Here is a 23058-nt window from a genome sequence, read left to right as displayed (position 1 = left end):
ATGGAGCAGAGACACCCGCCTGCAGACATGGAACCGCCGCGTCAGCGTTCCCCCGGCGCAGCGGGCTAACGCCGGGGCTTCGCGGCCGATGCGTTCAGCGCAACGGCGGCCTTGACCAGCGCCGTAAGCGCAGCCTCGTTCACCGTATCGCCTTCCTGGAAATCGATGGCGCGCCGGACATTGCCGTCCAGGCTCGCATTGAACAGGCCAGTCGGGTCATCGAGCGACGCACCCTTGGCGAAGGTCAGCTTCACGACTTTCTTGTAGGTCTCGCCGGTGCAGATCATGCCGCCGCAATACCACACGGGCACGCCGCGCCACTTCCATTCCTCGACCATGCCGGGATCGGCCTGAAGGATCAGGCGGCGCAGCCGGGCGAGCATCTCGCCCCGCCAGTCGCCAAGCTCCGTTATCCGCGCGTCGATCAGGCGGGAGGGATCGGCGCCCTCGGTTTCGCTCGCGCTCATCGTCCGTTCCTCCTCATGCCGCTCGTCCGCCACGCCGCCGGGCATAGGGCAGCACGAACATGTACAGGCCGCTGAACAGCAGCAGGAAAAGCGGCAGCAGCGGGGAATAGACGATCCAGGGCGGCGGCGTGCCCAATGCCATCGCGACGAAATTGGCGATCACCGTCGCGGTGAAGATGATCGACAGCCAGCGATGGGCCTGGCGGATCCACATGCTCAACATGGCGTCTCCTTTCGAAGCACGGCGCCGACCTCAGTCGGCCCGGGCCAGCAGTTGCTCCAGATTGCCGAAGAAGCGCGGCCACCCGGCCTTGGCGCCGAAATAGGCCTGTTGCTGGTCCGGCTTGAAGCCGGTCTGTTCCATGCGCAGGCGCGTGCCGGTCGCTATGGGGCTGAGCGTCCAGGTGACCACGCTCTCGAGGCCCATTCCATCCCAGGTGTAGGACAATGTCCGGTTGGGCTCGACCTCGAGCACCCGGCAGTCGACGCCGCCCCAGTCGGCGCTGAGATGGAAACGATGGTCGACTACGGGCTTGAAGTCGTTCTTCATCAGCCATTCCTCGATCAGATGCGGCTGGGTGAGCGCGCGCCAGATCTTTTCCGGCGGATAGGCGATGTCGCGCTCGACGGTGACGGTGCGCGTTTCAATCGCGGTATCGGTCATTGGTCCATCCTTTTGAGCAGGTCTTCGAGGTCGTCGAACCGGCTTTGCCAGAATCCGGCCATCTGGCTCGTCCAGTCGATCAGCGGCGCCAGCGCGCCAGGCTGGGCGCTATAATGCGTCAGACGCCCATCGGGCCGGTCGCGCACCAGCCCGGCCTGTTTCAGGACACCGAGATGCTTGGAGACCGCCGGCTGCGAGACCCCCGCGCGCGCCGTCAGCGCCCGCACGGTCTGCTCCCCGTCGCGGCACAACCGCTCGAACAGCGCGCGACGCGTCGGATCGGCGAGCGTCCTGAAAAGCATGTCCTGCGCGTCCGTCATCCGCAATCGATAACCCCGTGGCTATTGATTGACGCATAACTGCCGGGCTATGAATGAGTCAAGCGCGGGACGGCCGGCCGGGCGCGCCGTTGCCGCCGTCAAGCCAGGGCGACGTCCTTCCCCGCGAAATCCTCGGCCAGCACCTGATTGATCGGGCGGGCAATGCCGCGCGTCAGGGCTTCCGGCACGGTCACGCGAAAACCGCGCTCGACCAGCCCGTCGATCGCCCAGCGCACGCAATAATCGGCGGCCACGCCGATCACGGTCGCTTCCTCGACGCCGGACGCCTTCAGGTCGCGGAAAAAGGCATCGCGATCCACCGGCGCGCCGCCGCCGATCGGCTCGACGCTCAGCCCATCCTCCTGCCACATCGCGAACACGCCCTTTTCCAGCCGCCAGGTCGGGATCGCCGGATCGACCAGGCCCGGGTCGAGCACATTGCGCCAGCCGGGTGTTTCGCGAACGCAGTGAATGGGGAATTCCTTCGCTTCTTCCGACAGCGGATAGGTATCGGCGAAATGCGTGTCGAAGGTGAACAGCACCGAAGCTGTGTCGTCAGGCCGCAGCGCGCCGAGCCAGGCGTTCATCGGTCCGGCCAGAATATCGGCGCCGGCCACCGCGAGCGCACCGTCCGGGTTCATGAAATCGGCCTGGGTATCGACGACGATCACGATCTTCTTCATCTCATGCTCCGGCATTTGTTGGGTAGACGCCCGCGGCATTTGCCGGGAAAAGCCTGTCATGGTCCTGACCGATATCGCGACGCGCACCTATAATCACGGCTGGCGGCTCGATCCGATCGTGCGCAGCCTGCTCGACACCGATTTCTACAAGCTGCTCATGCTGCAGATGATCCGGCATCTGCATGCCGATGTAGAGGTGACCTTCTCGGTCCTCAACCGGACGAAGACGATCAGGCTGGCCGATACGATCGACGAAGGCGAATTGCGCGCCCAGCTCGACCATGCCCGCACCGTGCGCTTCGGCAAGAAGGAGCTGATCTGGCTCGCCGGCAACAGTTTCTACGGCAAGGAGCGGATGTTCGCGCCGGACTTCATCGCCTGGCTCGCCGAGTTCCGGCTGCCGCCCTATGAGCTCCATGTCGTCGACGGCCAGTACGAGCTGCGCTTCGCCGGGCCCTGGACTCATACGACGATGTGGGAAATCCCGGCGCTCACCATCATCAACGAGCTTCGCTCGCGCGCGACCCTGCGCAACCATGGCCGCTTCGAGCTCGACGTCACTTACGCCCGCGCCAAGGCGAAACTCTGGGACAAGGTCGAGCGGCTGAAGCAATTGCCCGATCTCGTGCTTTCCGATTTCGGCACGCGGCGGCGCCACGGCCATCTCTGGCAGCGCTGGTGCGTCGAGGCGCTCAAGGAAGGGCTCGGCGATCGCTTCATCGGTACCTCCAACGTGCTGCTGGCGATGGATGGCGACCTCGAGGCGATCGGCACCAACGCGCATGAATTGCCGATGGTCGCCGCCGCCCTCGCCCGCGACGATGCCGAGCTCGCCGCCGCGCCCTATCGTGTGCTGGAGGAATGGCGCCAGCATTATGCCGGCAACCTGCTGATCGTGCTGCCCGACGCCTTCGGGACGACCGCTTTCCTGGCCGATGCGCCCGACTGGGTCGCCGACTGGACCGGCTTCCGCCCCGACAGCGCCCCGCCGATCGAGGCCGGCGAGCAGATCATCGCCTGGTGGCAACGCCACGGCGTCGATCCGCGCGAGAAGCTGCTGATCTTCTCCGACGGGATGGACGTGGACTCGATCGAGCGCACCTATCGCCATTTCCACGGCCGGGCGCGCATGAGCTTCGGCTGGGGCACCAACCTGACCAATGATTTCCGCGGCTGCGATCCGCGCGGCAATGAAGGGCTCGAGCCGATCTCCCTGGTGTGCAAGGTAACGAGCGCCAATGGCCGCCCGGCGGTCAAGCTCTCCGACAATCCCGCCAAGGCGACCGGCGATCCGGCCGAGATCGCGCGCTATCTGCGCGTGTTCGGCGATGCGGGCCGCGTCGAGAGTGAGGTTGTCGTCTAGTCGGGCCGCGCCGCGCCGATGCGACCGCCACTTCCCGCTCCCCGACGAAGGCCGGGGCCCAGCTGGAAAGGTAGTTGTAACGACACACAGCACCTTGCCACGATCGTCCCCCGACTGGGCCCCGGCCTTCGCCGGGTAAGCCAAAGGGTGCAGACAAGCGACTGATCTCAGCCGAGGACGACCTACCCCTCGATCAGATCCAGATACGCCACCACGTCATTGTCGGTCGCCAGGAAAAGCCCCTCCTGCACTTCCTCCGGCTGAGCCGCGGCGATCGCCATCGCCTCGCCGAGCGGCCCGTAGAACAGGGTCGACGCCCCTCCCCCGTCATGGCCGTCGGACAGATGATACAGGCGCACGGAAACGCTGTCGGAGGTGGTTCGCATCAGCGCTTGATGCGGCGCGCGCCGGCCGATCGCAAGCCCGTCAGCAGGGAATGCACAGCGGCACCTGGTCGCCGGCCTCATCGAGCGGACAATCCCTGGTGTCAGGAATTACTCCGCCCACCGGCGGGCACGGGAAATATTGAGTCGTGAGCTGGACCTGCTCTGCGGCGGCGGTCCCCATCAGCAACTCTATCAGCCGCAATGCTTCGTCCAGCCCGGAGGAGATGCCGCCGCCGGTCAGCCGGTCGCGGTCGAGATGGTAACGCGGATGGCCCTCGACCACTTTCACATGCTTGAAGCGCTTGAGGCACGGAATAAAGGCCCAGTGAGTCGTCGCCTCATAGCCGTCGAGCAGCCCCGCCGCAGCGAGCAGCATCGCACCTTCGCACACCGACGCGACCAAGGGCGTGACGGCCGCTTTGTCGCGCAGGAAACAGAGATAGGTTTCGTTCTTCATCTGCGCGTTCAGCGCGGTCGGGTCGCCACCGGGCACCCACAAGGCCGCATAGTCGGGGCTCGCCTCGGCAAAGCTCTTGACCACCTCGAAGCGAAAGCCTTCGCGGAAACAATGCATGCGGCTTTCCGCCGCGACCAGCTCGACCTGGAACCCGGCCCAGACGAACATGTCATACGGCCCGCAGACGTCGAGCATGTCGACTGAATCATATACCGGTATGCCGATGATCGGCTTGCTGCCCTTGGCGTCCATCACCGCATCCTCCACCCTGACCGGCAAAGCATAGCGCCTTGCCGGCCCGGCCGGTGCGACGTTGACGCCATATCGAGGCTTTTTGCGGTCGTAGAACGGCGCAAAGCGCTTCATGGTGACGCCGGTCAGCGGCGCGGCGACCGCGGATCGCCGCCGTTTCGGGAAAGGGCCTTGCGTGCCGGCCGGGGAAGAGACTCATTGCGACGAGGAGGCGAGCCATGTGCGCCGCCGCCCTTCCGGCGAGCGGACGGGTCTCCTGCTGGTCGGGCCTGCGCTCCTGACATTGTCCGCCTCCCCGGTTCAGGCGACCGGCCCCGCGGCGCATTTCGTCGAGGTCTGCACCGCGCAGGGCATCACCTGGATGGCGATCCCCGATACGGGCCGGATCCCCGGCGACGAGTCCGACAAGGCGAACGGCCATGCCGCCTGCGCGCATATCCTGCGGCCGCGCAACCCGCTGCGCCCTCGCCGGAGCCGCGCCGAAGCCTGATCCCGGCCCCGCGCGCCCGAGATCGATTCAAACGGCGCGAAAAAAGGCGCAGGGTCCCGTCGGGCGAACGCTTCCGTCCAGGCTTTTTCTCATTGGTGATCGATATCGAATTTCGCTGTTCCGCAGGAATTTTCCCTGCTCGGGTTGTGACATTCCCTGTTCCTTGATTCAAATTCCCTGTTCTTCGATAACAGGGAATTCGTTGCAAGGCACAGATATATAAGGAAATAGTGCCGCAGAATCGCCGAAAAAGGCCAAAGAAAAAGAAATTCCCTGTTAATCGGCAATAACAGGGAATTTGACCATCGAGCGCCGGTCTCGCGATGCCGCCTATCGCCGATGCCCGAAGCTGCTGCTTTCGAACGACACGGTGGCCCCTGCGTTTTCGCCCAGCGGAATGTCCGCGGTGCCATAGACGCCGCGCGCGCCCTGCGATCCGATCATGACGCCGACCTCGCCATGGATACCCGGCCTGGCGATTTCCGAGTCCCTCAGTTCGCCACGTGCGGCGGCGGCACTTTCGACCGTATTGTTGTTCAGTATTGCGTCCCGCTGCTCGTCCGTCAGGCGAATCGTGTCACCGGTCGAAGGACGCACCGGCTGCGCCATTGTCGGTGCAGGCGCCGACTCGGGAGCCGGCGCGGACTGCGCGAAGCACGCCGTCGACAGGCAGGAGGCTCCCGCACCAAGGGCAAGTGCGATCGGGAGCGCGCGATAGCGCAGCGAAATCAAACGGGTCATCCCTGCCTTATAGACCGGCGCAACCCGACCACAACATGAACGGAAAATCCTTAAACCCGCCGCCGCAGCACCACCTCGGCGACATGCCGCCGCCCGCCCGCGCGGGCGAGCTGGACGAACACATCGACCGTGCTGCGGACATAGTGGAGCACGTCGTCGCGATTGAGCCGGGTACCGGTCTGCAACACCAGCAGCGCGATCTGCTCGACCGCGCGCTCCGCGCTGTCGGCGTGGACCGTGGTCATCGATCCCGGATGGCCGGTATTGACCGCGCGCAGAAAGGCATAGGCTTCCTCGCCACGCAGCTCGCCCAGGATGATCCGGTCGGGCCGCATGCGCAGGGATGCGCCGAGCAAATCGTCGGCGCTCACCCGCGCCTCACCCAGCGCGCTGCGCGCGGCGAGAAGGCCGACGGCATTGTCGTGGCGGAGATGGAGCTCGGGCGTGTCCTCGATCAGGATCAGCCGTTCGTCCGCCGGGATCTCGCGGATCAGCGCGTTGAGGAAAGTCGTCTTGCCGGTCGAGGTGCCGCCCGACACCAGGATATTCTTGCGCGCCCGCACCGCTGTCGCGAGCATGCCCGCGATATCACCGGCGTCGAGCATCATCGTCAGCACCCGGTCGATGTCCGACGTGTCTTCCTCGCCATGCCGCGTCTCGGCAAAAGCGCCGCTCGACACATAATCGCCGAGCGACAGATCGGGCGAGACATGCTTGCGGATCGCGAGCGCGAGCGGCCCGCGCGTCGCCGGCGGCCCGACCACCTGGACGCGCGCACCATCGGGTAGGGTCGCCGAGAGCAGCGGATGCTCTCGGCTGATGCCCTGGTGCGATAAGGCCGCGATCTGGCGCGCGAGCCGCGACAGCGTCGCCTCGTCGAGCCCGGCCGCCTCGTGCCGTTCGATCGTGCCGCCGGTCGTTTCGACCCATATCTCGCCCGGCCGGTTGACATAGATGTCGGTCACATCGGCGCGCTCGAGCATGCCCGCCAGCGGCGACAGATAGCTGCGCAGATAGACCGGGCGGTCGTCCCGCGCCGGCGCGCTCACCGCTTGGTCTCGACGCCGGTGAAATCCAGGTCGCGCGCGACGAACACGCTGATCGCGGTGCCCTGCTTCACCTTGAGGGTCGGCTGGATCTGCTGAGTCTGGGTCAGCCCGCCCGTCGCATTCTGCAAAGTGCTCGGCAACGCGACGATCACCGGCGAATTGGAATTGCCGATGCGCGAGGCGAGATTGACGCCGACATCGAGCGTCGACTGCAGGATCGCGGAGCCGAATCGCTCGAAGAAATGGCTGTTGACCTTGCCCTTGATGCCGACCCGGCCAAGCGGATCGGCCGCGGGCGAACCAAGCGCGATGGTCACCCCGTCCGGACGAACGAGCCGGGTCCACATCACCGTCGCGCGATTCTGGCCGGGCTGGAGATCGGCGCGATATTCACCGATCAGCCGGCTGCCGCGCTGGATCAGCACCTTGCTGCCGTCGAAGCCGCGCACGTCGCGCTGGACCAGCGCGCGCGCCAGGCCGGGCCGGGTCGAATCGAGCGCCGTCTCCAGCACGGCGGGGATCAGCGTGCCCTGCGGCACCGTGGTCGGGCGGTGGCGCATCACCGTCGCCCGGGCACGCGTGGCAAGCGCCGCGCCGCCACTGTCGCCGGTCGCGGTGGCGCCCGCCGCGCCATCGGCGGCAACGGGCGATGCGACCGCCTCGCCCGTCGTCGTATCGATGATCAGCGCCGGATCGCCGGTCGCGCGCGACGGGGCCGGCGGCGGGGCCGCCATGGGCGGTTGCGGCATGGGCTGCGGCACATAGACGATCTGCGGCTGCTGGATCCGCTGCGGTGGCGGGGGCGGCAGCGGAGGTGCCGGAGTTTCCACCGCTACCGGCGGCGGTGCCGGCTCGGGCGGGATGAACAGCGGCGCGGGCTGGGGCGCCGCCCCGCCGAGACTTTCTGCGAAGCCCGGCTTGGTCGGGGGCGCGGTCAGCGCGCGGCGACGCATGTCGAGGAAGCTGAACAGGAGAATCGCGAAGACACCCAGCCCGATCGCGAACACCCACCAGGGCATGCCCGCCGACGGCAGGGCGACGACCGGCCGGACGCTGGCTTCACCATCGGGGCCGATCCGCGGATCGCCGCCATTGGCCGGGAGCGAACTCGCCATCAGCGCTTCGCCTTCGGCTTCACGCGCACGGCGCTTGCGAGATCCTTGTCGAGCCGAAACAGCAGCTTCGGCTTGACGCTGTCGATCACATATTCGCCGTCGCGCATATGCCCGTCGACCAGCATCTCCCGCCCCTTCTCATCGATCGCGAAGACCGCCGGTAGCGGCTTGTCGGCCGGCCAGACGATATAGGTCTTCTCGCCATCGTCATCGATCTGCGACGGGCGGATCGCGCGCGTCCCGCCGAGCTTGTAGCGGCCCGGTTCCACGACCGGCGCCGCATCGGCGACGGTCGCCACCGCGGTCGGCGGATAGGTGAAGCGCACCGTATAGGCCATGTCGGGCAGCGGGCCGTAGAGCGGCGCGAGATCGAACATATAGCTGCGCGCGTCGGTCAGCACGGTCAGGTTGGTGGTGACGCCCGGCTGCACTGCCTTGATGAACAGGTGATCGCCGCGCTTGTTCGACGTGACCTGCCACGCGCCGCTGTCGCCGACCGCGACATTCTCGATCCGCTCGTCCAGCGCGAACTCGACGGTGAGCTGATAGCCGGTCGCCACCTGGAGCTGCACGACCTGGTTGGTATCATAGGGCACGGTCTGGATGCGCGGGTCGCCCGGCCCGGCCGTCGGACGCACCTGCGCCGTCGCCGCCACCGGCAGGAGCAGCGCGAGCAGGATCGTCGCGATTCTCAAAGCTCGACCTCAGGACGCGAGGGTCGGTTCGGCACCCGCTGCGGCGGCGGGAAACTGGGCGGCGCCGTCGCCGGCACGCCATTCCGCACCGGGACCTCGGTGGTCGTCGTGGTCGTGGTGGTCGAGGAATCGATCACCGTCGTGGCCGGCGCCGCAGGCTCGACCGGCGTCACGTCCTCGGCGTCGCGGCGATAGCCGGTCACCTGGAAGCCGAGCGGGTTCACGAACCGGTCCTCACGCGTCATCGGCTCGCCCGAGAAGCGATACCGGATCACCGCGACCCAGGATTGGGCGGGCAGGACACGGCCACCGGCATCCTGGCGTTGTGTATCGAAGCGGACGAGTTGAGAATTGCCACCCAGCGGCGTTACGCTTTTCACCCGCGTGGAAACGATGGTGGAACGCGGATAGCGCGCGAGCGGGCTGGCCGGGTTCGACACCTGAACGCTCGCCACATATTGCGCCTTGACCGGATCGGCCGACCACAGGGTCGTCTTGCGATAATTCGCCTGCAGCGCGGCGATGTCGAAGCTTTCGCGCGCGATGACATATTGCACGAGGAAAGACTGAATCAGCGCCCTATCCGGCGCGATCGTATTGGCATCGAGCGGCTTCAGCGCCTCGACGAAGCCGGTGTGGCGATCGACCAGCAAGGTATAGGGCTCGACCGTCTTGAGCGGCATCAGCACGATCAGCGCGATCGCCTCGCACACCGCGATCGTGCAGGCCGACGCGGCAACGATCCAGGCAGTGCGGCGCGAAGCGCGCAGCAGGTCCTGCCGGTCGCTCGCCCAGCTTTCCGCCTCCCGGTAATAAGCGTCGAGCGAGTCTCGTGAGGTCTTCTTCATGCGTTCCTGTCCCGCCGGGACGCGCCGGCCGATACGCGCCCGCGCGTGCGGCGCCGATAGCTTTGGCCGAGCGGCACCGGCGCCGCCACCGGAATATCACGCGATACCGCCTGGGTTGTCCCCTGATGGGCAAGTTGCGCCGAGGGCGGCGGCGACATGCCCGCCTCCCGCCGCTGGCTGGCGGCGACGGCATCGGCGACTGAATGCGCGCGCGTCCGCGGATCGGCGATCTCGTGCTGTCCTGCGCCAGCAAGCGCGGGCTGCGGCGCGCGCTCTTTGATCGCCTCGGCCCAGCGCGACGCGGCGCTGCGCACGGCCGCCGGCATCCGGAACCCCTGCGCCACCCGCGCCGTGGCGATCAGCGCCGCGAGCAGGGTCAGCGCGAACACCAGGGTCAGCGCCAGCAGCTCAGTCGGCACTGACGGCGTGGAGATATTCTGACGCCGAAGCTCCAGGATCTGGATCAGCCATGGCTCCATCAGCGCCAGTTCGACGCCGAGCACGATCGATGTCGACAGCGCGCCCAGCGCCGCGCCGGCGATCCCGCGCACCCAGCCCTCGAACAGCCCGCGCGTCGTATCGAACAGCAGGAACAACGCGAACAACGGCCCGAGCGCCAGCAACAGCCCGGCCACCACCCGCACCGAGGCAAAGGACGCGATCGCCCCCGTCAGATACAGCGTCCGCGACTCGCTGAGCATCGTCGCATCGCGCGTCGGGTCCCAGCGCGGCTTCTGCTGGAGCTGCTGCAGCCGCGAGTACTCCCGCTGCTGTTGCTGCGGCGTCAGCGGCTGGGTCGGCCCGACAATCTCCTCCGCATCCGCCGGCTTGCCGGTGCCGATCCGCTGGAGTTCGGCCAGGGCATTGTCGACCCCCTGCAGCCGCCCGACCAGACCACCATCCGAACCGGGCAGGCCCGCCGAACCACCGATGCTCGCCGCCAGCTCGGCCGGGCCATGCATCGCGACATTATAGGCCAGCGTGCGGAAAGCCGGCCAGCTCGTCGCCAGCGCCAGCACCACGCCGATCTTGACCAGCGCCATCACGCCCTCGCGCGTGCCGGGCGTCTGGCCCAGGATCATGCGATAGCCGAACAGCGCGACGAAGATCGTCAGCAGCCCGGTCAGCAGCACCGCGACGGTCGATCCCGGCGCGGTCAGCGCGTGATAGCCATTCTCGCCGATCGTCTGGGCCTGGCAATCGACATAGCTCAGCACGCCGCTGAGAAAGGGGCCGCCGGGCGAGATCGACGGGCATGCCATCAGGCACGCTCCAGCAAACGCGGGATCCAGCTCTGCGGATCGTCGCCGCTCTCGGCGCGGATCTCGTCGAGCAGCCGCACGGTGCGCTCGCGGCCCGACAGGATCGTCAGGATATCGCGCTCGCCCGACAGGTTGAGCCGTGCCACCACGCTGTCGGTGCCGTGCTTGATCAGGAAGCAATGCGCGTCGTCGGGCAAGGTCCGCACGATCTCATATTCGTGCGGCGTCAGGCCGAAGCCGTCGACATAATCCGCCGCCCGCGCCTTCGGGTTGGTCATGAAGATCTGAGTCGCGGCCTGCTCGATGATCGCGCTGGCGATCCTGCTCTCCAGCGCGTCCTGCGCGCTCTGGGTCGCGAAGCCGACGATGCCGTTCCGTTTCCGGATCGTCTTCTCCCAATCCTTGATGCGGCGGACGAACACCTCGTCGTCCAGCGCCTTCCACCCCTCGTCGACGACGATGATCGCCGCCGTCCCGTCGAGCCGTTCCTCGACGCGGTGGAACAGATACATCATCGCCGGCGTGCGCACCGCGGGATCGTCGAGGATCGCGGTCATGTCGAAGCCGACCGCCTCGGCGGACAGATCGGTCAGATCCTCGTCATTGTCGAACAGCCAGGCGCGCTCGCCCTCGCCCCACCACGGCCGCAGCCGCGCCCAGAGATCGGCGGCGTGCGGGCGGTGCCCGCCGCGGAACAGTTCGGCGAAATGGCGCAGCCGGCGATGCTCGCGCGGCTGGGCGAAGTTCGCGTCGACCGCATCCTTGATCTTCGCGACCTCATCGATGTCCGCGCCGCCCGCAAGCTGCTGGACCCAGTCGATCAGGAACTGGCGGTTGGGGGGGGTATCCTCGATCTGCAGCGGATTGAGGCCCGATGCCTCGCCCGGCCGCAACAGATCGTAGCGCCCGCCGATCGCGCGGATGAACAGTTCGGCCCCGCGATCCTTGTCGAAGAAGATCACGCGCGGATGGAATTTCCGCGCCTGGGCGAGCAGGAAATTGAGCACCACCGTCTTGCCCGAGCCCGACGGTCCGATCACGGTGAAATTGCCCAGATCGCCCTGGTGGAAGTTGAAATAATAAGGCCCCGCCGCGGTCGTCTCGAGCAACGTCACTGCGTCGCCCCAGTGATTGCCCTCGGCACGCCCGAGCGGGAAATTATGGCTGCTGGCGAACCCGGCAAAATTGCCGGTCGAGATCAGCCCGCGCCGCGCGATATATTTGAAGTTGCCCGGGAACTGCGCCCAGAAGGCCGGTTCCAGCGCAATCTCCTCGCGCACCGCGATGATGCCGAGATCGGCCAGCGACGCCTGAACCTCGGCCACGCCCGCATCGACAGCGGCCGGCGAATCACCACGCACCGCGACCGTCATGTGATGCTCGCCAAAACCCGCACGCCCGGCCGCGACGTCATCCTTGGCGCTCGACAGCTCGCCGCGCAGGCTCACTGCTTCATCCTCGGCCGAGCGCATGCGGCGCAGCGCGAGGTTCATCTTGCCCAGCGCCGCCTGGCGATCGACGAAACCGAAGGATTGCGATACGGTCAACTCGAACGGCAACCGCAGCAACTCGTCGAGCATGCCCGGCGCGGTCTGCGCGGGGTAATCCTTGATCGAGACCATGCCGACAAATCCGCGCTGCGTGTTGCCCGCCGGCCCGAGTTCGACCGTCTCCTCGCCGAAGCTGATACGGCGATAGGGAATATAGCTGCCGGCATCCTGCATCGGCATCAGCACTGGCCGCATCTCGCCATTATAAAGCGCGGACAGGAATTCGACCGGTTCCGAGCACACGCCCTGCTTGGTCTCATACACCCCGAGCAGGCGCGGCGCGTAGCTGCCGAGCTGCGCCAACAAGGCGTCGCGTGCACCGTCGAGCTGGCGCAGTTCGTTGGCCGACACCGCCTCCGACGTGGTCGTTGCCCGCCCGAACATGCCGCGCACCCGATCGGCGACCCCCACTCGCCCCTGTAGCGGCCGGCGGATCAGGGTCAGGAACAGGTCGTTGACGTAAAGCTGCTTGCCCGCCAGCCGCGCCCGCCAGGCGGCGTCGAGCCGGCCGGAGAACGCGTCCGGGAACTTGGCCGGCAGTTCCACCTCGGCCTGGCGGCGGATGACGTGGTGGTAGAGCGCGAAGCGCGACGACCCGATCGCCTGCAACATCGCGTCGCGCAGCACCTTGCGGTAATTGATCTCGTCAGTGTCCGCCGTCTCGAACAACAGCCCGCGCAGATGGATGAACTGCATGAGCAGCCCGTCGCGCGTCTCGATCGTGTGATCGTCGACGTGCCGTGCATAGGGAAGATGGGATCCCGCTGACTTCTCGCGGGCGACCGCCCGCGGGTCGGATGTCAGGGGCGGTAGGAGTTGCATCGCCAGATCTTGTGATTGCGCACGCGCGGGCAGCGGCCGAGGCGCGTGAGCCACAGGTCGAAGATGCGCGGCTCCCGCACGCACAACACCACACCGACCAGATGCACGATCAGGGCAACGCCCAGCACCCAGAAGGCGTGGAAGATCAGGAACAGCTCGGTCGCGATGACCGCGTTGAACACGAAATAGCTATAGGTGACGCCGGCGAACATCTGTGGCCGGGTGAGCGCGACGAACAGCGGGTCCCGCTCCAGCCCGTTCATGCTTCAGTATCCGGCGCTGGCGGTGGACTGGATGCCGGCGACGATGCTGGCCGCCCCGAACAGGATGAAACAGCCCAGGATCACGGTCGCGCCGTAACGCCAGTTAATCCGTCCGGTCAGCATCAGGAAACCGACCGAGGCGACCGCGATCACCGCGACGACCGTCGCGACCGTGCCGAGCAAGGTGCCCTGAAGCCAGCGCACGGCAGCGACGATCGCGCCCGAGCCTTGCGGGTCGGCGAGCGAATCCTGCGCCAGTGCGGCACTTGACTGGATCGTCGCCCAGGCAGCGGCCAACCAGCCACCGCCGCGTACTTTCTTGCCGTTCAACCCTTACATCCCCGCGTAACAGTCTGATTCGCCCGATTTCGACTTTGCGCGCTGGCTTGGCACTTGCCAACAGCTTTCGGCGACGGGTTTCTGATGGCGAAACCGTCCCGGAAGATTGCCAATCGCCCTTTTTCAGCGGCGATGCTAGACGCTACCCACCCCGTCGCAAGATCAGGCAGCACGTACAATTCGCCTCGATACATCCCCCGAATTCGCGCTTGTATGCGCTTTGGTCATTCGACCGTTCTCGGATGAGCGCACTGACCGCATCGTCGCGATGGCGGCGGCCGGGGTGGATTGGGGATTTGTCGAGCGCATCGCCGCGCGCCACCGCGTGGCCGGCCTGGTCAGCGAAGGCCTGGCCAATGCCGGCCTTGCCGTGCCGCCGGGCATCACCGAACGCGCGTACCGGACCATGGCAGCGGCACTGCGAAATACGGGCGAGGCCCTGCGGCTTCAGGGCCTGCTCGAACGGGCTGGGATCGAGCCGCTGTTCCTCAAAGGGTCTGCGCTGGCGGTACGCGCCTATGGCTCGATCGCCGTCCGCGATTCGATCGATATCGACATGGTCGTGCCATCCGCCGACGTCGCCCGCGCCTGGGAGGTGCTCGACCAGGCCGGCTATGTGATGACCGCGCCGGCCCGGCCGCTCCCGCCCGGTGCGCTCAGAACCTATCAGGCGATCTCGAAGGACAGCGCGCATCGTCACCGCGAGCGCAAGGTGTCGATCGAGCTCCACTGGCGGCTTTCCGATGCTGCCGGCGATCGTGGCATGCCCCCGGCAAGCGAGCACCAAATGGTCACGATACCGGGTGCCGGCGCGCTGCGCACGCTCGCCGACCCTCCGCTGTTCGCTTATCTGTGCGTGCATGGTTCGGGCCATGCCTGGGCACGGCTGAAATGGCTGGCCGACATCGCCGCGTTGCTCGGCACCAGCCAGGACGGCGGCACGGAACTATGGGCGGCAGCGCAGGCCGGCGGCGCTGCGCGGCCGGCTGCCTCGGCGATCATGCTGGCCAATGCCGTGTTCGGCACGCCCCTGCCCCCGAATTTCGTCGAGCCCGGGTCGATCCGGCTCAGGCTGTTGAACGCGCTTGCCCTGCGCGTAATGGCGGCCGGCGGCGGTGCGCGCGAGCTGGCCGACACACCGTGGAACTCAGTGGTGGAGCCAAGCGCGACGCTGCTGACCCTGTCGCGCTGGCGCGATGCCTGGGCGCATCTCCGGCGAATCGCGATTCCCGCCGAGGACGTGGCACTGCTGCGACTGCCGGCGGGGCTCGGCATTCTCTATCCGGTGCTGCGGCTGCCGCTGTGGATCTGGAAAAGATCCCCTTGGTCGCCCCGCAAACGGCCCGCCTGATCCTCAGGGCTGGACCCGGGCGAGCCTCGGCGACAACAGGTGCACTACCCCGACGGCGATCAGATAGACACTGCCCGCGACCGCGAAGATCAGCGTGTAACTGCCGGTGGTCTGCAGGATATAGCCAGTGAACCAGGCCATCCCCATGCCGCCGATCGCGCCGACCGTGCCGCCGATGCCGACAACCGACCCTACCGCCCCGCGCGGAAACATGTCCGACGGGATAGTGTAGAGGTTGGCGGAGAATGCCTGGTGCGCCGCCGTCGCCAGCCCGACGATACCGACCGCGAGCCACAGATTGTCGACATATTGCGCAAAGAAGATCGGCATCACCAGAAAGGCGCAGGCGAGCATGGTCAGCTTGCGCGCCATATTGGCGGAGAAGCCGCGCTTCATCATCGTCGAGGACGACCAGCCGCCGGCGACGCTGCCCAGATCGGAGATCAGATAGATCACGATCAGCGGCGGCCCGAAGCTTTTCAGGTCGAGATGATAGGTCTTGGACAGGAAATCGGGCGTCCAGAACAGGAAGAGCCACCAGATCGGGTCGATCAGGAACTTGCCCAGCGCATAGGCCCAGGTCTCGCGATAGCCGAGCAGGCGGCCCCAGCCGATCTTCTCCGGCGGATCCGCCGGATCGCTTTCGATATAGGCAAGCTCGGCGGCGGAGACGCGCGGTTGTTCGCGTGGGCGGCGATAGATCGCGATCCAGGCGACCAGCCACACCAGGCTGGCCGCGCCGGTGATGATGAAGGCCATGCGCCAGCCGAGCCCCATCGACACGACGATGAATGGCACGACCGCCGGCGTCACGATCGCGCCGATATTGGCGCCCGCGTTGAAGATGCCGGTGGCGAGCGCGCGTTCCTTCGCCGGGAACCATTCGGACACCGCCTTGATGCCGGCCGGGAAGTTCCCCGATTCGCCGATGCCGAGCACGAACCGTGCCGCAGAGAATTGCGCCGCGCTGCCGGCAAAGCCGCACAAGGTATGGCCGAGCGTCCAGATGATGAAAGCGACCGAATAACCGATGCGCGCACCGAGCCGATCGATGAACCAGCCGAAGCTGACATAGCCGAGGGCATAGGCCGCCTGGAACCAGATGATCACGGTGGCGAAGTCGGTCTCGTTCCAACCGAGATCCTGCGAGATCGGCGCCTTGAGCACGCCGATCATCTGCCGGTCGACATAGTTGATCGCGGTGGCCGCAAAGAGCAGCCCGCAGATCACCCAGCGATACCGGCCCATCCGGCTTGCCGCCGCGTCGGCGACCTCCGGCCCAGTCATCTCCGGCATCGCCGATTCAGCCATCACTCTCTCCCGAACAGCCCCTTCACGAGGCCTTTATGGTGCATTCCACCGCGAGATCCGCACCGAAACGCGCCTCGATCCGCTCGCCGATCTTCACCGCGTGTACGCCGGTTACCGCGCCGCTGGAAATCCATTGTCCGGGTTTAAGGGCGATGCCTCGCGCCGCCATCAGCTCGAACAGGAATCGCGCCGCGCCGACCGGGCCGTCGAGCATGTCCGCCGCCTTGCCGGTGCCGATGACGTCGCCATCGATCGCCACCGCGAGCGGCCAGCCATCGATATCCGCGTTGCGCCAGTCCGGGATCGCGGCCCCGATGACGAGGCCGTTATTGTTGCCGAAATCGGAGATCGTCACCGCGGCGCCCAGATCGTTGATCGCCGCCAGCGGCGAACTGGCGATCTCGATCCCGACATGTACCGCATCGATCAGCGCGGCTGCTTCCGCATGCGTGAAGCGAGTCTTGCCGGCAGGCGGCGTGGCACCGATCCGCAGCAGGAATTCGGCCTCGGCCGCGGCGAAACCGCCGACGAACACGGGCATCGCCACGGGCTCGTCAGTGGCTGCCACGATCTGGCTGGTGAAGATCGGGCCGGCGAGCCGGTCGACGCCGTCGATCGGCGGATTGATCCGGCCGACCTTCCAGCCGCCGATCTCGGCCTCGTTCAGCGCGATCGCCGCGTCCTGCACGGCATAGGCATCGGCCAGGGCGACCGGCACGGTGCCGGGATAGTCCGGCAAGGACCGCCCGGCGCGGCGCGCCTCGACGAATGATTGAGCAATATGACCCACTTCATGGGCGAAATCGGTGGAATCCACCCTGGTAACCCTCCCGCACGCGCTCCCGACGCTTTCATATAGGACCCTAAGGTAAACCGGTGTCAATGACAAGGACCGGTTCTGGCTGTTTCGCCATCGCCCTTCCGACAGCGCGGATTGTTGCGGTTGCGACGCGCATTTGGCGATTTGCCGGGATAGGCGCTATGCCCTCTCATGATGCGTAAAACGGGCCTTCCCACGATCAACGACGTCGCGCGCATCGCGGGCGTCTCGAAGAAGACGGTCAGCCGGGTGATCAACCGGTCGCCGCTGCTCAGCGACGACACGCGCAAGCATGTCGAAGGGGTGATCAGCGGGCTCGGTTATGTCCCCAATCCCCAGGCGCGCGCGCTCGCGCTACGGCGCAATTTCCTGATCGGGCTGATCCACGACAATCCGAACGCGCAGATGGTGATGAACGTCCAGCAGGGCATTCTCGAATCGCTGCACGGCACGGAGTTCGAACTGGTCGTCCGCCCGATCGACCGCGGATCGGCGACGATGCTCGACGATGTCCGCAACTTTCTCGAGCGGCAACGGCTATTCGGCGTCGTCCTGCTGCCCCCGGTCAGCGAGAACAATCAGCTTGCCAAGCTGTGCGACGATATCGGCTGCCGCTATGTCCGCATGGGATCGGCCGAGCTTGACGACCCCGCGCATATGGTGGCGTCCAACGACTGCGAGGCGGTGACGGCAGCGGTCGATTATCTGATCGACCAGGGCCATAAGCGCATCGGCCTGGTGCTCGGCCCGCACGGCTTCCGCTCCGCGCGCGAACGGCGCCAGGGCTTCGAGCAGGCGCTGAACGCCGCGAAGATCACCCTGCCCCGCTCGATGATCGCGGAGGGCAATTACACCTTCGAATCCGGCGTGATGGCGGCCGATCGCCTGCTCGACCTGATGCCGCGCCCGACCGCGATCTTCGCCTGCAATGACGAGATGGCGGCGGGCGTTCTCCATGCCGCGCGCCAGCGCGGGATCGAGGTGCCGCGCGACCTGTCGATCATCGGTTTCGACGATACGCCGATCGCCGCGCATATCTGGCCGCCGCTGACGACGGTGCGCTGGCCGATCATTTCCATGGCCCGCTCCGCCGCGTTGAAGCTCACCGCGGACGGTGACGAGGTGGTCGAGGAACCGTCGATGTTCCGCTCGACGCTCATTCGCCGCGGTTCCGTCGCACCGCCCCGCGATTGATCCGCGACTGATATTGCGAAAGGGGCTGACACCGGTTACCCCGCGTGTCGAAGAATCATGCGCTGCGAAGGCGCAGCTGGAGGGACCCTGATGTTCGATCGTACCTATTACGCCACGCACCCCGACATGATGGAGTGCGTCTCGAACGACGAGCTGCGCGACCGCTATCTGATCCAGGGCCTGTTCCGCGCTGGCGAGTGCGTACTCAACTATACCCATGCCGACCGCTTCGTGATCGGCGGGGTCGAGGTGGCGGAGACGCCGGTCAAACTGCCCGACCAGACCGAGCCTGCCTCAGCCGTCGGCCATCCCTTTCTAGAACGCCGCGAGCTGGCGATCGTCAATGTCGGCAAGGTGGATGGCACGGTCCTCGTCGATGGCGAGAGCTTCACGCTCGGCAACAAGGACTGCCTCTACGTCACCATGGGCGCGAAGGAGGTCGTCTTCTCCGGCGCCGGCGCGCGTTTCTATCTCGCCTCCTGCCCGGCGCATAAGGGCTTCACCACGCGCAAACTCTCGATCGCCGATGCGAATGCACTGGAGCGCGGCAGCCTGGAGGAATCGAACGAGCGCACCATCTTCCAGCTCGTCATCCCCGGCGTGTGCGATTCGGCGCAGCTCGTCATGGGCCTGACCGTGCTCAAGCCCGGCAGCGTGTGGAACACCATGCCGCCGCATATCCATGAGCGCCGCAGCGAGATCTATTTCTACTTCGAACTCGACGGTCCCAATGACCGCGTCATGCACTTCATGGGCGAAGGCGAGGCGATGCGGCACATCGTCGTCGCCAACGAGGAATCGGTGATCAGCCCGCCCTGGTCGATCCACATGGGATCCGGCACCAAGGCCTATGCCTTTATCTGGGCGATGGCGGGCGAGAACCAGGATTATACCGACATGAACGTGCTGGATATCTGCCAGCTGGCGTAACGCTGGAAGGAATCCCTTCTCCGTTCGTGTCGAGCGAAGTCGAGACACTGTGACGGCGCGCCAGGACATGTTTCTCGACTTCGCTCGAAACGAACGGATTTAGGATGCCCACCAACCCCTTCGACCTCACCGGCAAGGTCGCCATCGTCACTGGCGCCAATACCGGCATCGGCCAGGCGATCGCGCTCGCCCTTGCCGCCGCCGGTGCCGATATCGCGGCGGTCGGCCGTACGCCTGCGGAGGAAACCATTGAGAAGGCCCGCGCCCTGGGCCGTAGGGCAGCAATCGTCTCCGCCGATCTCTCCACCATCGAGCCGGTCCAGCGCGTCATCGACGAAACGCTGGAGAAGCTCGGCGGCCTCGACATTCTGGTCAACAATGCCGGCATCATCCGCCGCGCTGATTCGGTCGATTTCACCGAGGAGGATTGGGATGCGGTGGTCGACACCAATTTGAAATCGGTCTTCTTCCTGTGCCAGGCGGCCGGCCGCCACATGATCGGTCAGGGTCACGGCAAGATCATCAACATCGCATCGATGCTCACCTTCCAGGGCGGCGTCCGCGTACCGAGCTATACCGCCTCCAAATCGGGCATCGGCGGACTCACCAAGCTGCTCGCCAATGAGTGGGCGGGCAAGGGCGTGAACGTCAACGCGATTGCGCCCGGCTATATCGCGACCAACAACACGGCCGCACTTCAGGCCGACGAGACGCGCAACCGCTCGATCCTCGAACGCATTCCCGCCGGGCGCTGGGGCGATGCAAGCGATCTTGGCGGTGCGGCGGTCTTCCTCGCATCGGCCGGCGCGGATTATGTCCAGGGCCATATCCTCGCGGTCGACGGCGGTTGGCTGGCGCGATGAACTCTTGCACTTCCGCCGAAGAGAAGGGCTTAGACAGGCTCGGTCCGAACGGAGCAGCAGGTGGATAATGGGTAAGTTCGTCGCCTTTGGTGAAATCATGCTGCGCCTCTCGCCTCCGGGGCGGGAATTGCTGCTCCAGACGCCCAGGTTCGACGTGTGGATCGCCGGCGCCGAAGCCAATGTGGCGAGCGGCCTTGCCCGCCTCGGCCATGATGTCAGCCTGGTCAGCGCCGTCCCCGACAATGATCTTGGCCGCGCCGCCATCTCCGGCCTGCGGGCAAACGGCGTGGATTGCTCGGCTATCCAGTTCAGTGGCGATCGCATGGGGCTGTATTTCGTCACCAGCGGCGCCGGCATGCGCGCGACCGACGTCGTCTACGACCGCGCCGGCTCCAGCTTCGCCGAGGCGCCCGCCAGCGCCTGGGACTGGGACACGCTGCTCGCAGGCGCCGACCGCCTGCATCTCTCCGGCATCACCCCTGCCCTTGGCCCGGTTCCGGCCGAAGCCGCCATCGCCGCCGCCGAAGCCGCGAGCGCCCGCGGCGTGCCGATCTCGTTCGACGGCAATTACCGCGCGCGCCTCTGGGAAAGCTGGGACAGCGATCCGCGCGGCGTGCTGACCAGGCTGGTGCAGCATGCCGACATCATGTTCGGCAACCACCGCGACGTCGCGCTGCTGCTCGGCAAGGATTTCGGCGGCGACGGCGAGGATCGGCGCCTCGCCTCGGCCGAGGCGGCCTTTGCCGCCTTCCCCAAGCTCAAGCTGATCGCCTCCACCGCGCGTCACGTCGAAGATGCCGACCGGCACCGCCTCTCGGCCCGGATCGATGGCCGCACCGAGCATGCCCAGACCGACGAAGTGCTGCTCGCCGGGATCGTCGACCGGATCGGCGCGGGCGACGCCTTCGCCGTCGGTGTGCTTCATGCGCTCCGGTCGGGGGGCGATATCACTGAGGCCGCGCGTACCGGGCTCGCCCTTACCGCGCTCAAGCATTCGCTGCCCGGCGATGCCAGCCTGTTCCGCCAGGCCGATATCGACGCCTATCTCTCCGGCGGGCTCGATGTCCGCCGCTGACGTCTCCCGACGCGGCGTGATCGGCGCCGGCGCGGCGCTGATCCTTGCCGGCTCGGCTCGGGCTGCCCCATCGGCCAGCGTTCGGGCGCCGTCAGGTAATTTCGTTGGATCGACCGAGGGCAGCGTACTCGTCTTTCGCGGTATCCGCTACGGCACTGCCGAGCGCTTCCAGCCGCCCCGCCCGGTATCGCGCCCGGGCGAGACCATCACCGCTCGGGCCTTTGGCCCGGTCGCGCCGCAAAAGGACGATCGCTACGGCGCGCAGAGCGAGGACTGCCTGTTCCTCAATATCTGGACCGCGGAGGCCGGGCCGGCCGCGAAGAAGCCGGTCATGCTTTACATTCATGGCGGCGCCTATTCGAACGGCAGCAGCACCGATGCGCTGAACGACGGGCAGGTGCTGGCCGCGCGCGGCGATGTCGTGGTCGTCACCGTCAACCACCGGCTCAACGCCTTCGGCTATCTCTATCTCGCGCGGCTCGACCCGCGTTTCCCGGACAGCGGCAATAACGGCCAGCTCGACCTGATCCTCGCCCTGCAATGGGTGCGCGACAATATCGCGGCGTTCGGTGGCGATCCCTCGCGCGTGATGGTGTTCGGCCAGTCGGGCGGCGGCGCGAAGATCGCGACGATGATGGGCATGCCCGCCGCCAAAGGCCTGTTCCACCGCGCCGCGACGATGAGCGGCCAGCAGGTCACCGCCTCCGGCCCGCTCAACGCCACCCGCCGCGCCCAGGCCTATCTCGCGAAGCTCGGCACTGCCGATCTCTCCACGCTTCTGGCCATGCCGGCCGGAAAGCTGGTCGACGCGCTCGACGCGACTGACCCGATCCTCGGCGGCGGCGTCTATTTCGGGCCGGTGCTCGATATGAAATGGCTGGTCCGTCACCCTTTCTGGCCCGATGCCAATCCGCAGTCGAACGCGATCCCGATGATCCTCGGCAATACCCATGACGAAACGCGCGCTTTCATCTCGCCCGATTCGCCCCGGGTGCAGACGCTGAACTGGGACAATCTCGCCGAACGTATCGCACCCGAGTTGCGGATCGATGTGCTGCCTGAATGGGTGGTTGCCGAATATCGCGCGAAATTCCCCGATTGGTCGCCGACCGAGATCTTCTACCGGGCGACCACCGCCGGACGGAGCTGGCGCGGCCAGGTGATCGAGGCGGAGGAGCGAGCCCGGGCGAAGACGAATGCCTGGGTCTATCAACTCGATTTCACCTCGCGCACTGATCCGCGGCGGGGCGCCTATCACTCCCTCGATATCGCGCTGGTCTTCGGTACGCTCGGCGCGAAGGGCTCGCAGACCGGCACCGCGGCCGATGCCCGCGCCGCCTCGGCCGCGATGCAGGAAAGTTTCGTCGCCTTCACCAAGACCGGCAATCCGAACCATGCCGGGCTGCCGAAATGGCCGGTCTATGACCTGGTCCGCCGTCCGACGATGATCTTCGACGCGCGCAGCCGGGTCGGGAATGACCCGCGCCAATGGCAGCGCGAGCTGTTTGCGCGCATTCCCTATATCCAGCCGGGAACCTGAACCCTTCGCAGCCGGTCAACATCGCCCGTTATCGACTGACGCAGATCATTGTCTCTGGCCATTGACACCGGTTACCAAAGGCGACAAGTTGGGGCCGAGGAAGATCAACGGAGATTGGTCACCGAAGGAGAGGGCGAATCGCTGGCCACATTATGGCCTCCCCTCTCCTGACGTGCCGACGGCCCGGACGAGCAGCTGAACTGCTCTC

Annotated in this window: 26 protein-coding genes; 8 read left to right on the top strand and 18 right to left on the bottom strand. The window is 66.4% G+C overall.

Annotated features, from left to right (window positions below; genetic code table 11):
* Window positions 1-65: 65 nt before the first annotated feature.
* From ACZ1I2_RS12515 to ACZ1I2_RS12495, 5 genes are all read right to left on the bottom strand, one after another.
* Window positions 66-467, bottom strand: coding sequence for a DUF1801 domain-containing protein (locus ACZ1I2_RS12515; protein ID WP_465177013.1), 402 nt, complete (start codon window positions 465-467; stop codon window positions 66-68).
* Window positions 468-480: 13 nt separating this feature from the next.
* Complete coding sequence (locus ACZ1I2_RS12510; protein WP_465173803.1) at window positions 481-690, bottom strand: hypothetical protein; 210 nt, start codon at window positions 688-690, stop codon at window positions 481-483.
* A gap of 30 nt (window positions 691-720) precedes the next feature.
* Window positions 721-1131, bottom strand: a complete 411-nt coding sequence (locus tag ACZ1I2_RS12505; protein ID WP_465177014.1) for an SRPBCC family protein — start codon at window positions 1129-1131, stop codon at window positions 721-723.
* Window positions 1128-1451, bottom strand: coding sequence for an ArsR/SmtB family transcription factor (locus ACZ1I2_RS12500; RefSeq protein ID WP_465173805.1), 324 nt, complete (start codon window positions 1449-1451; stop codon window positions 1128-1130). Before ACZ1I2_RS12500 ends, ACZ1I2_RS12505 begins: the two co-directional genes overlap by 4 nt.
* Before the next feature lie 98 nt (window positions 1452-1549).
* Window positions 1550-2134 carry a cysteine hydrolase family protein gene (locus ACZ1I2_RS12495; protein WP_465177015.1) on the bottom strand — a complete coding sequence of 195 codons (585 nt, stop codon included), beginning with the start codon at window positions 2132-2134 and terminating at the stop codon, window positions 1550-1552.
* A 58-nt stretch (window positions 2135-2192) separates the two neighbouring features.
* On the opposite strand from ACZ1I2_RS12495, the gene pncB reads away from it, so the two are divergent.
* A complete protein-coding gene (gene pncB / locus ACZ1I2_RS12490; protein ID WP_465173807.1) occupies window positions 2193-3497 on the top strand; it encodes a nicotinate phosphoribosyltransferase in 1305 nt (434 codons plus the stop codon).
* Between the two features lie 182 nt (window positions 3498-3679).
* On the opposite strand, the gene ACZ1I2_RS12485 is transcribed toward pncB, so the two are convergent.
* Together ACZ1I2_RS12485 and ACZ1I2_RS12480 are read right to left on the bottom strand one after the other, a co-directional pair.
* Window positions 3680-3883, bottom strand: a complete 204-nt coding sequence (locus tag ACZ1I2_RS12485) for a hypothetical protein (RefSeq protein WP_465173808.1) — start codon at window positions 3881-3883, stop codon at window positions 3680-3682.
* Between the two features lie 40 nt (window positions 3884-3923).
* Window positions 3924-4706, bottom strand: a complete 783-nt coding sequence (locus ACZ1I2_RS12480; protein ID WP_465177016.1) for a DJ-1/PfpI family protein — start codon at window positions 4704-4706, stop codon at window positions 3924-3926.
* Here ACZ1I2_RS12480 and ACZ1I2_RS12475 point away from each other — a divergent pair.
* Window positions 4705-5082, top strand: coding sequence for a hypothetical protein (locus ACZ1I2_RS12475; RefSeq protein WP_465177017.1), 378 nt, complete (start codon window positions 4705-4707; stop codon window positions 5080-5082). The genes ACZ1I2_RS12480 and ACZ1I2_RS12475 overlap by 2 nt on opposite strands.
* 330 nt (window positions 5083-5412) lie before the next feature.
* Here ACZ1I2_RS12475 and ACZ1I2_RS12470 read toward each other — a convergent pair whose 3' ends face one another.
* The 9 genes from ACZ1I2_RS12470 to ACZ1I2_RS12430 form a co-directional block, all read right to left on the bottom strand.
* Window positions 5413-5823 (bottom strand): hypothetical protein, encoded by a 411-nt coding sequence (locus ACZ1I2_RS12470; RefSeq protein ID WP_465177018.1) that lies wholly within the window; start codon window positions 5821-5823, stop codon window positions 5413-5415.
* A 50-nt stretch (window positions 5824-5873) separates the two neighbouring features.
* Complete coding sequence (gene virB11 / locus ACZ1I2_RS12465) at window positions 5874-6806, bottom strand: P-type DNA transfer ATPase VirB11 (RefSeq protein WP_465177146.1); 933 nt, start codon at window positions 6804-6806, stop codon at window positions 5874-5876.
* A 62-nt stretch (window positions 6807-6868) separates the two neighbouring features.
* Window positions 6869-7987 carry a TrbI/VirB10 family protein gene (locus ACZ1I2_RS12460; protein ID WP_465177019.1) on the bottom strand — a complete coding sequence of 373 codons (1119 nt, stop codon included), beginning with the start codon at window positions 7985-7987 and terminating at the stop codon, window positions 6869-6871.
* Window positions 7987-8682, bottom strand: a complete 696-nt coding sequence (locus ACZ1I2_RS12455) for a TrbG/VirB9 family P-type conjugative transfer protein (RefSeq protein ID WP_465177020.1) — start codon at window positions 8680-8682, stop codon at window positions 7987-7989. Before ACZ1I2_RS12455 ends, ACZ1I2_RS12460 begins: the two co-directional genes overlap by 1 nt.
* Entirely contained in the window at window positions 8679-9530 is an 852-nt protein-coding gene (locus tag ACZ1I2_RS12450; protein WP_465177021.1) for a VirB8 family type IV secretion system protein, read from the bottom strand. Before ACZ1I2_RS12450 ends, ACZ1I2_RS12455 begins: the two co-directional genes overlap by 4 nt.
* Window positions 9527-10792, bottom strand: a complete 1266-nt coding sequence (locus ACZ1I2_RS12445; protein WP_465177022.1) for a TrbL/VirB6 family protein — start codon at window positions 10790-10792, stop codon at window positions 9527-9529. The genes ACZ1I2_RS12450 and ACZ1I2_RS12445 overlap by 4 nt, the downstream gene beginning before the upstream one ends.
* The gene (locus ACZ1I2_RS12440) at window positions 10792-13164 is read right to left on the bottom strand and encodes a VirB4 family type IV secretion/conjugal transfer ATPase (protein WP_465177023.1); all 2373 of its coding nucleotides are present in this window, start codon (window positions 13162-13164) and stop codon (window positions 10792-10794) included. Before ACZ1I2_RS12440 ends, ACZ1I2_RS12445 begins: the two co-directional genes overlap by 1 nt.
* Window positions 13143-13427: a VirB3 family type IV secretion system protein gene (locus tag ACZ1I2_RS12435; RefSeq protein WP_272627477.1), complete on the bottom strand. Its 285-nt coding sequence runs from the start codon at window positions 13425-13427 to the stop codon at window positions 13143-13145. Before ACZ1I2_RS12435 ends, ACZ1I2_RS12440 begins: the two co-directional genes overlap by 22 nt.
* A gap of 3 nt (window positions 13428-13430) precedes the next feature.
* Window positions 13431-13724, bottom strand: a complete 294-nt coding sequence (locus ACZ1I2_RS12430; RefSeq protein ID WP_465173949.1) for a TrbC/VirB2 family protein — start codon at window positions 13722-13724, stop codon at window positions 13431-13433.
* A 262-nt stretch (window positions 13725-13986) separates the two neighbouring features.
* Here ACZ1I2_RS12430 and ACZ1I2_RS12425 point away from each other — a divergent pair, with 262 nt between their 5' ends.
* Window positions 13987-15117 (top strand): nucleotidyltransferase domain-containing protein, encoded by a 1131-nt coding sequence (locus tag ACZ1I2_RS12425; protein ID WP_465177024.1) that lies wholly within the window; start codon window positions 13987-13989, stop codon window positions 15115-15117.
* Between the two features lie 3 nt (window positions 15118-15120).
* Here ACZ1I2_RS12425 and ACZ1I2_RS12420 read toward each other — a convergent pair whose 3' ends face one another.
* Both ACZ1I2_RS12420 and ACZ1I2_RS12415 read right to left on the bottom strand, forming a co-directional pair.
* Window positions 15121-16428 carry an MFS transporter gene (locus ACZ1I2_RS12420; protein ID WP_465177025.1) on the bottom strand — a complete coding sequence of 436 codons (1308 nt, stop codon included), beginning with the start codon at window positions 16426-16428 and terminating at the stop codon, window positions 15121-15123.
* Between the two features lie 22 nt (window positions 16429-16450).
* Window positions 16451-17245 (bottom strand): 2-keto-4-pentenoate hydratase, encoded by a 795-nt coding sequence (locus ACZ1I2_RS12415; RefSeq protein WP_465181456.1) that lies wholly within the window; start codon window positions 17243-17245, stop codon window positions 16451-16453.
* A gap of 177 nt (window positions 17246-17422) precedes the next feature.
* Between ACZ1I2_RS12415 and ACZ1I2_RS12410 the strand changes: the two genes are divergently transcribed.
* From ACZ1I2_RS12410 to ACZ1I2_RS12390, 5 genes are all read left to right on the top strand, one after another.
* Window positions 17423-18442 carry a LacI family DNA-binding transcriptional regulator gene (locus ACZ1I2_RS12410; RefSeq protein ID WP_465173820.1) on the top strand — a complete coding sequence of 340 codons (1020 nt, stop codon included), beginning with the start codon at window positions 17423-17425 and terminating at the stop codon, window positions 18440-18442.
* A gap of 90 nt (window positions 18443-18532) precedes the next feature.
* Complete coding sequence (gene kduI / locus ACZ1I2_RS12405; RefSeq protein WP_465177027.1) at window positions 18533-19372, top strand: 5-dehydro-4-deoxy-D-glucuronate isomerase; 840 nt, start codon at window positions 18533-18535, stop codon at window positions 19370-19372.
* 104 nt (window positions 19373-19476) lie between these two features.
* The gene (gene kduD, locus ACZ1I2_RS12400) at window positions 19477-20235 is read left to right on the top strand and encodes a 2-dehydro-3-deoxy-D-gluconate 5-dehydrogenase KduD (protein ID WP_465173822.1); all 759 of its coding nucleotides are present in this window, start codon (window positions 19477-19479) and stop codon (window positions 20233-20235) included.
* A 67-nt stretch (window positions 20236-20302) separates the two neighbouring features.
* Window positions 20303-21310 (top strand): sugar kinase, encoded by a 1008-nt coding sequence (locus ACZ1I2_RS12395; RefSeq protein WP_465173823.1) that lies wholly within the window; start codon window positions 20303-20305, stop codon window positions 21308-21310.
* Window positions 21297-22850 carry a carboxylesterase/lipase family protein gene (locus tag ACZ1I2_RS12390; RefSeq protein WP_465177028.1) on the top strand — a complete coding sequence of 518 codons (1554 nt, stop codon included), beginning with the start codon at window positions 21297-21299 and terminating at the stop codon, window positions 22848-22850. The genes ACZ1I2_RS12395 and ACZ1I2_RS12390 overlap by 14 nt, the downstream gene beginning before the upstream one ends.
* Window positions 22851-23058: the final 208 nt, after the last annotated feature.

It is taken from the genome of Sphingomonas sp. BL-S-29 (assembly GCF_055521495.1).
The sequence above is the reverse complement of the archived record's forward strand: the minus strand, read 5'-3'. Positions and strand labels throughout refer to the sequence as shown.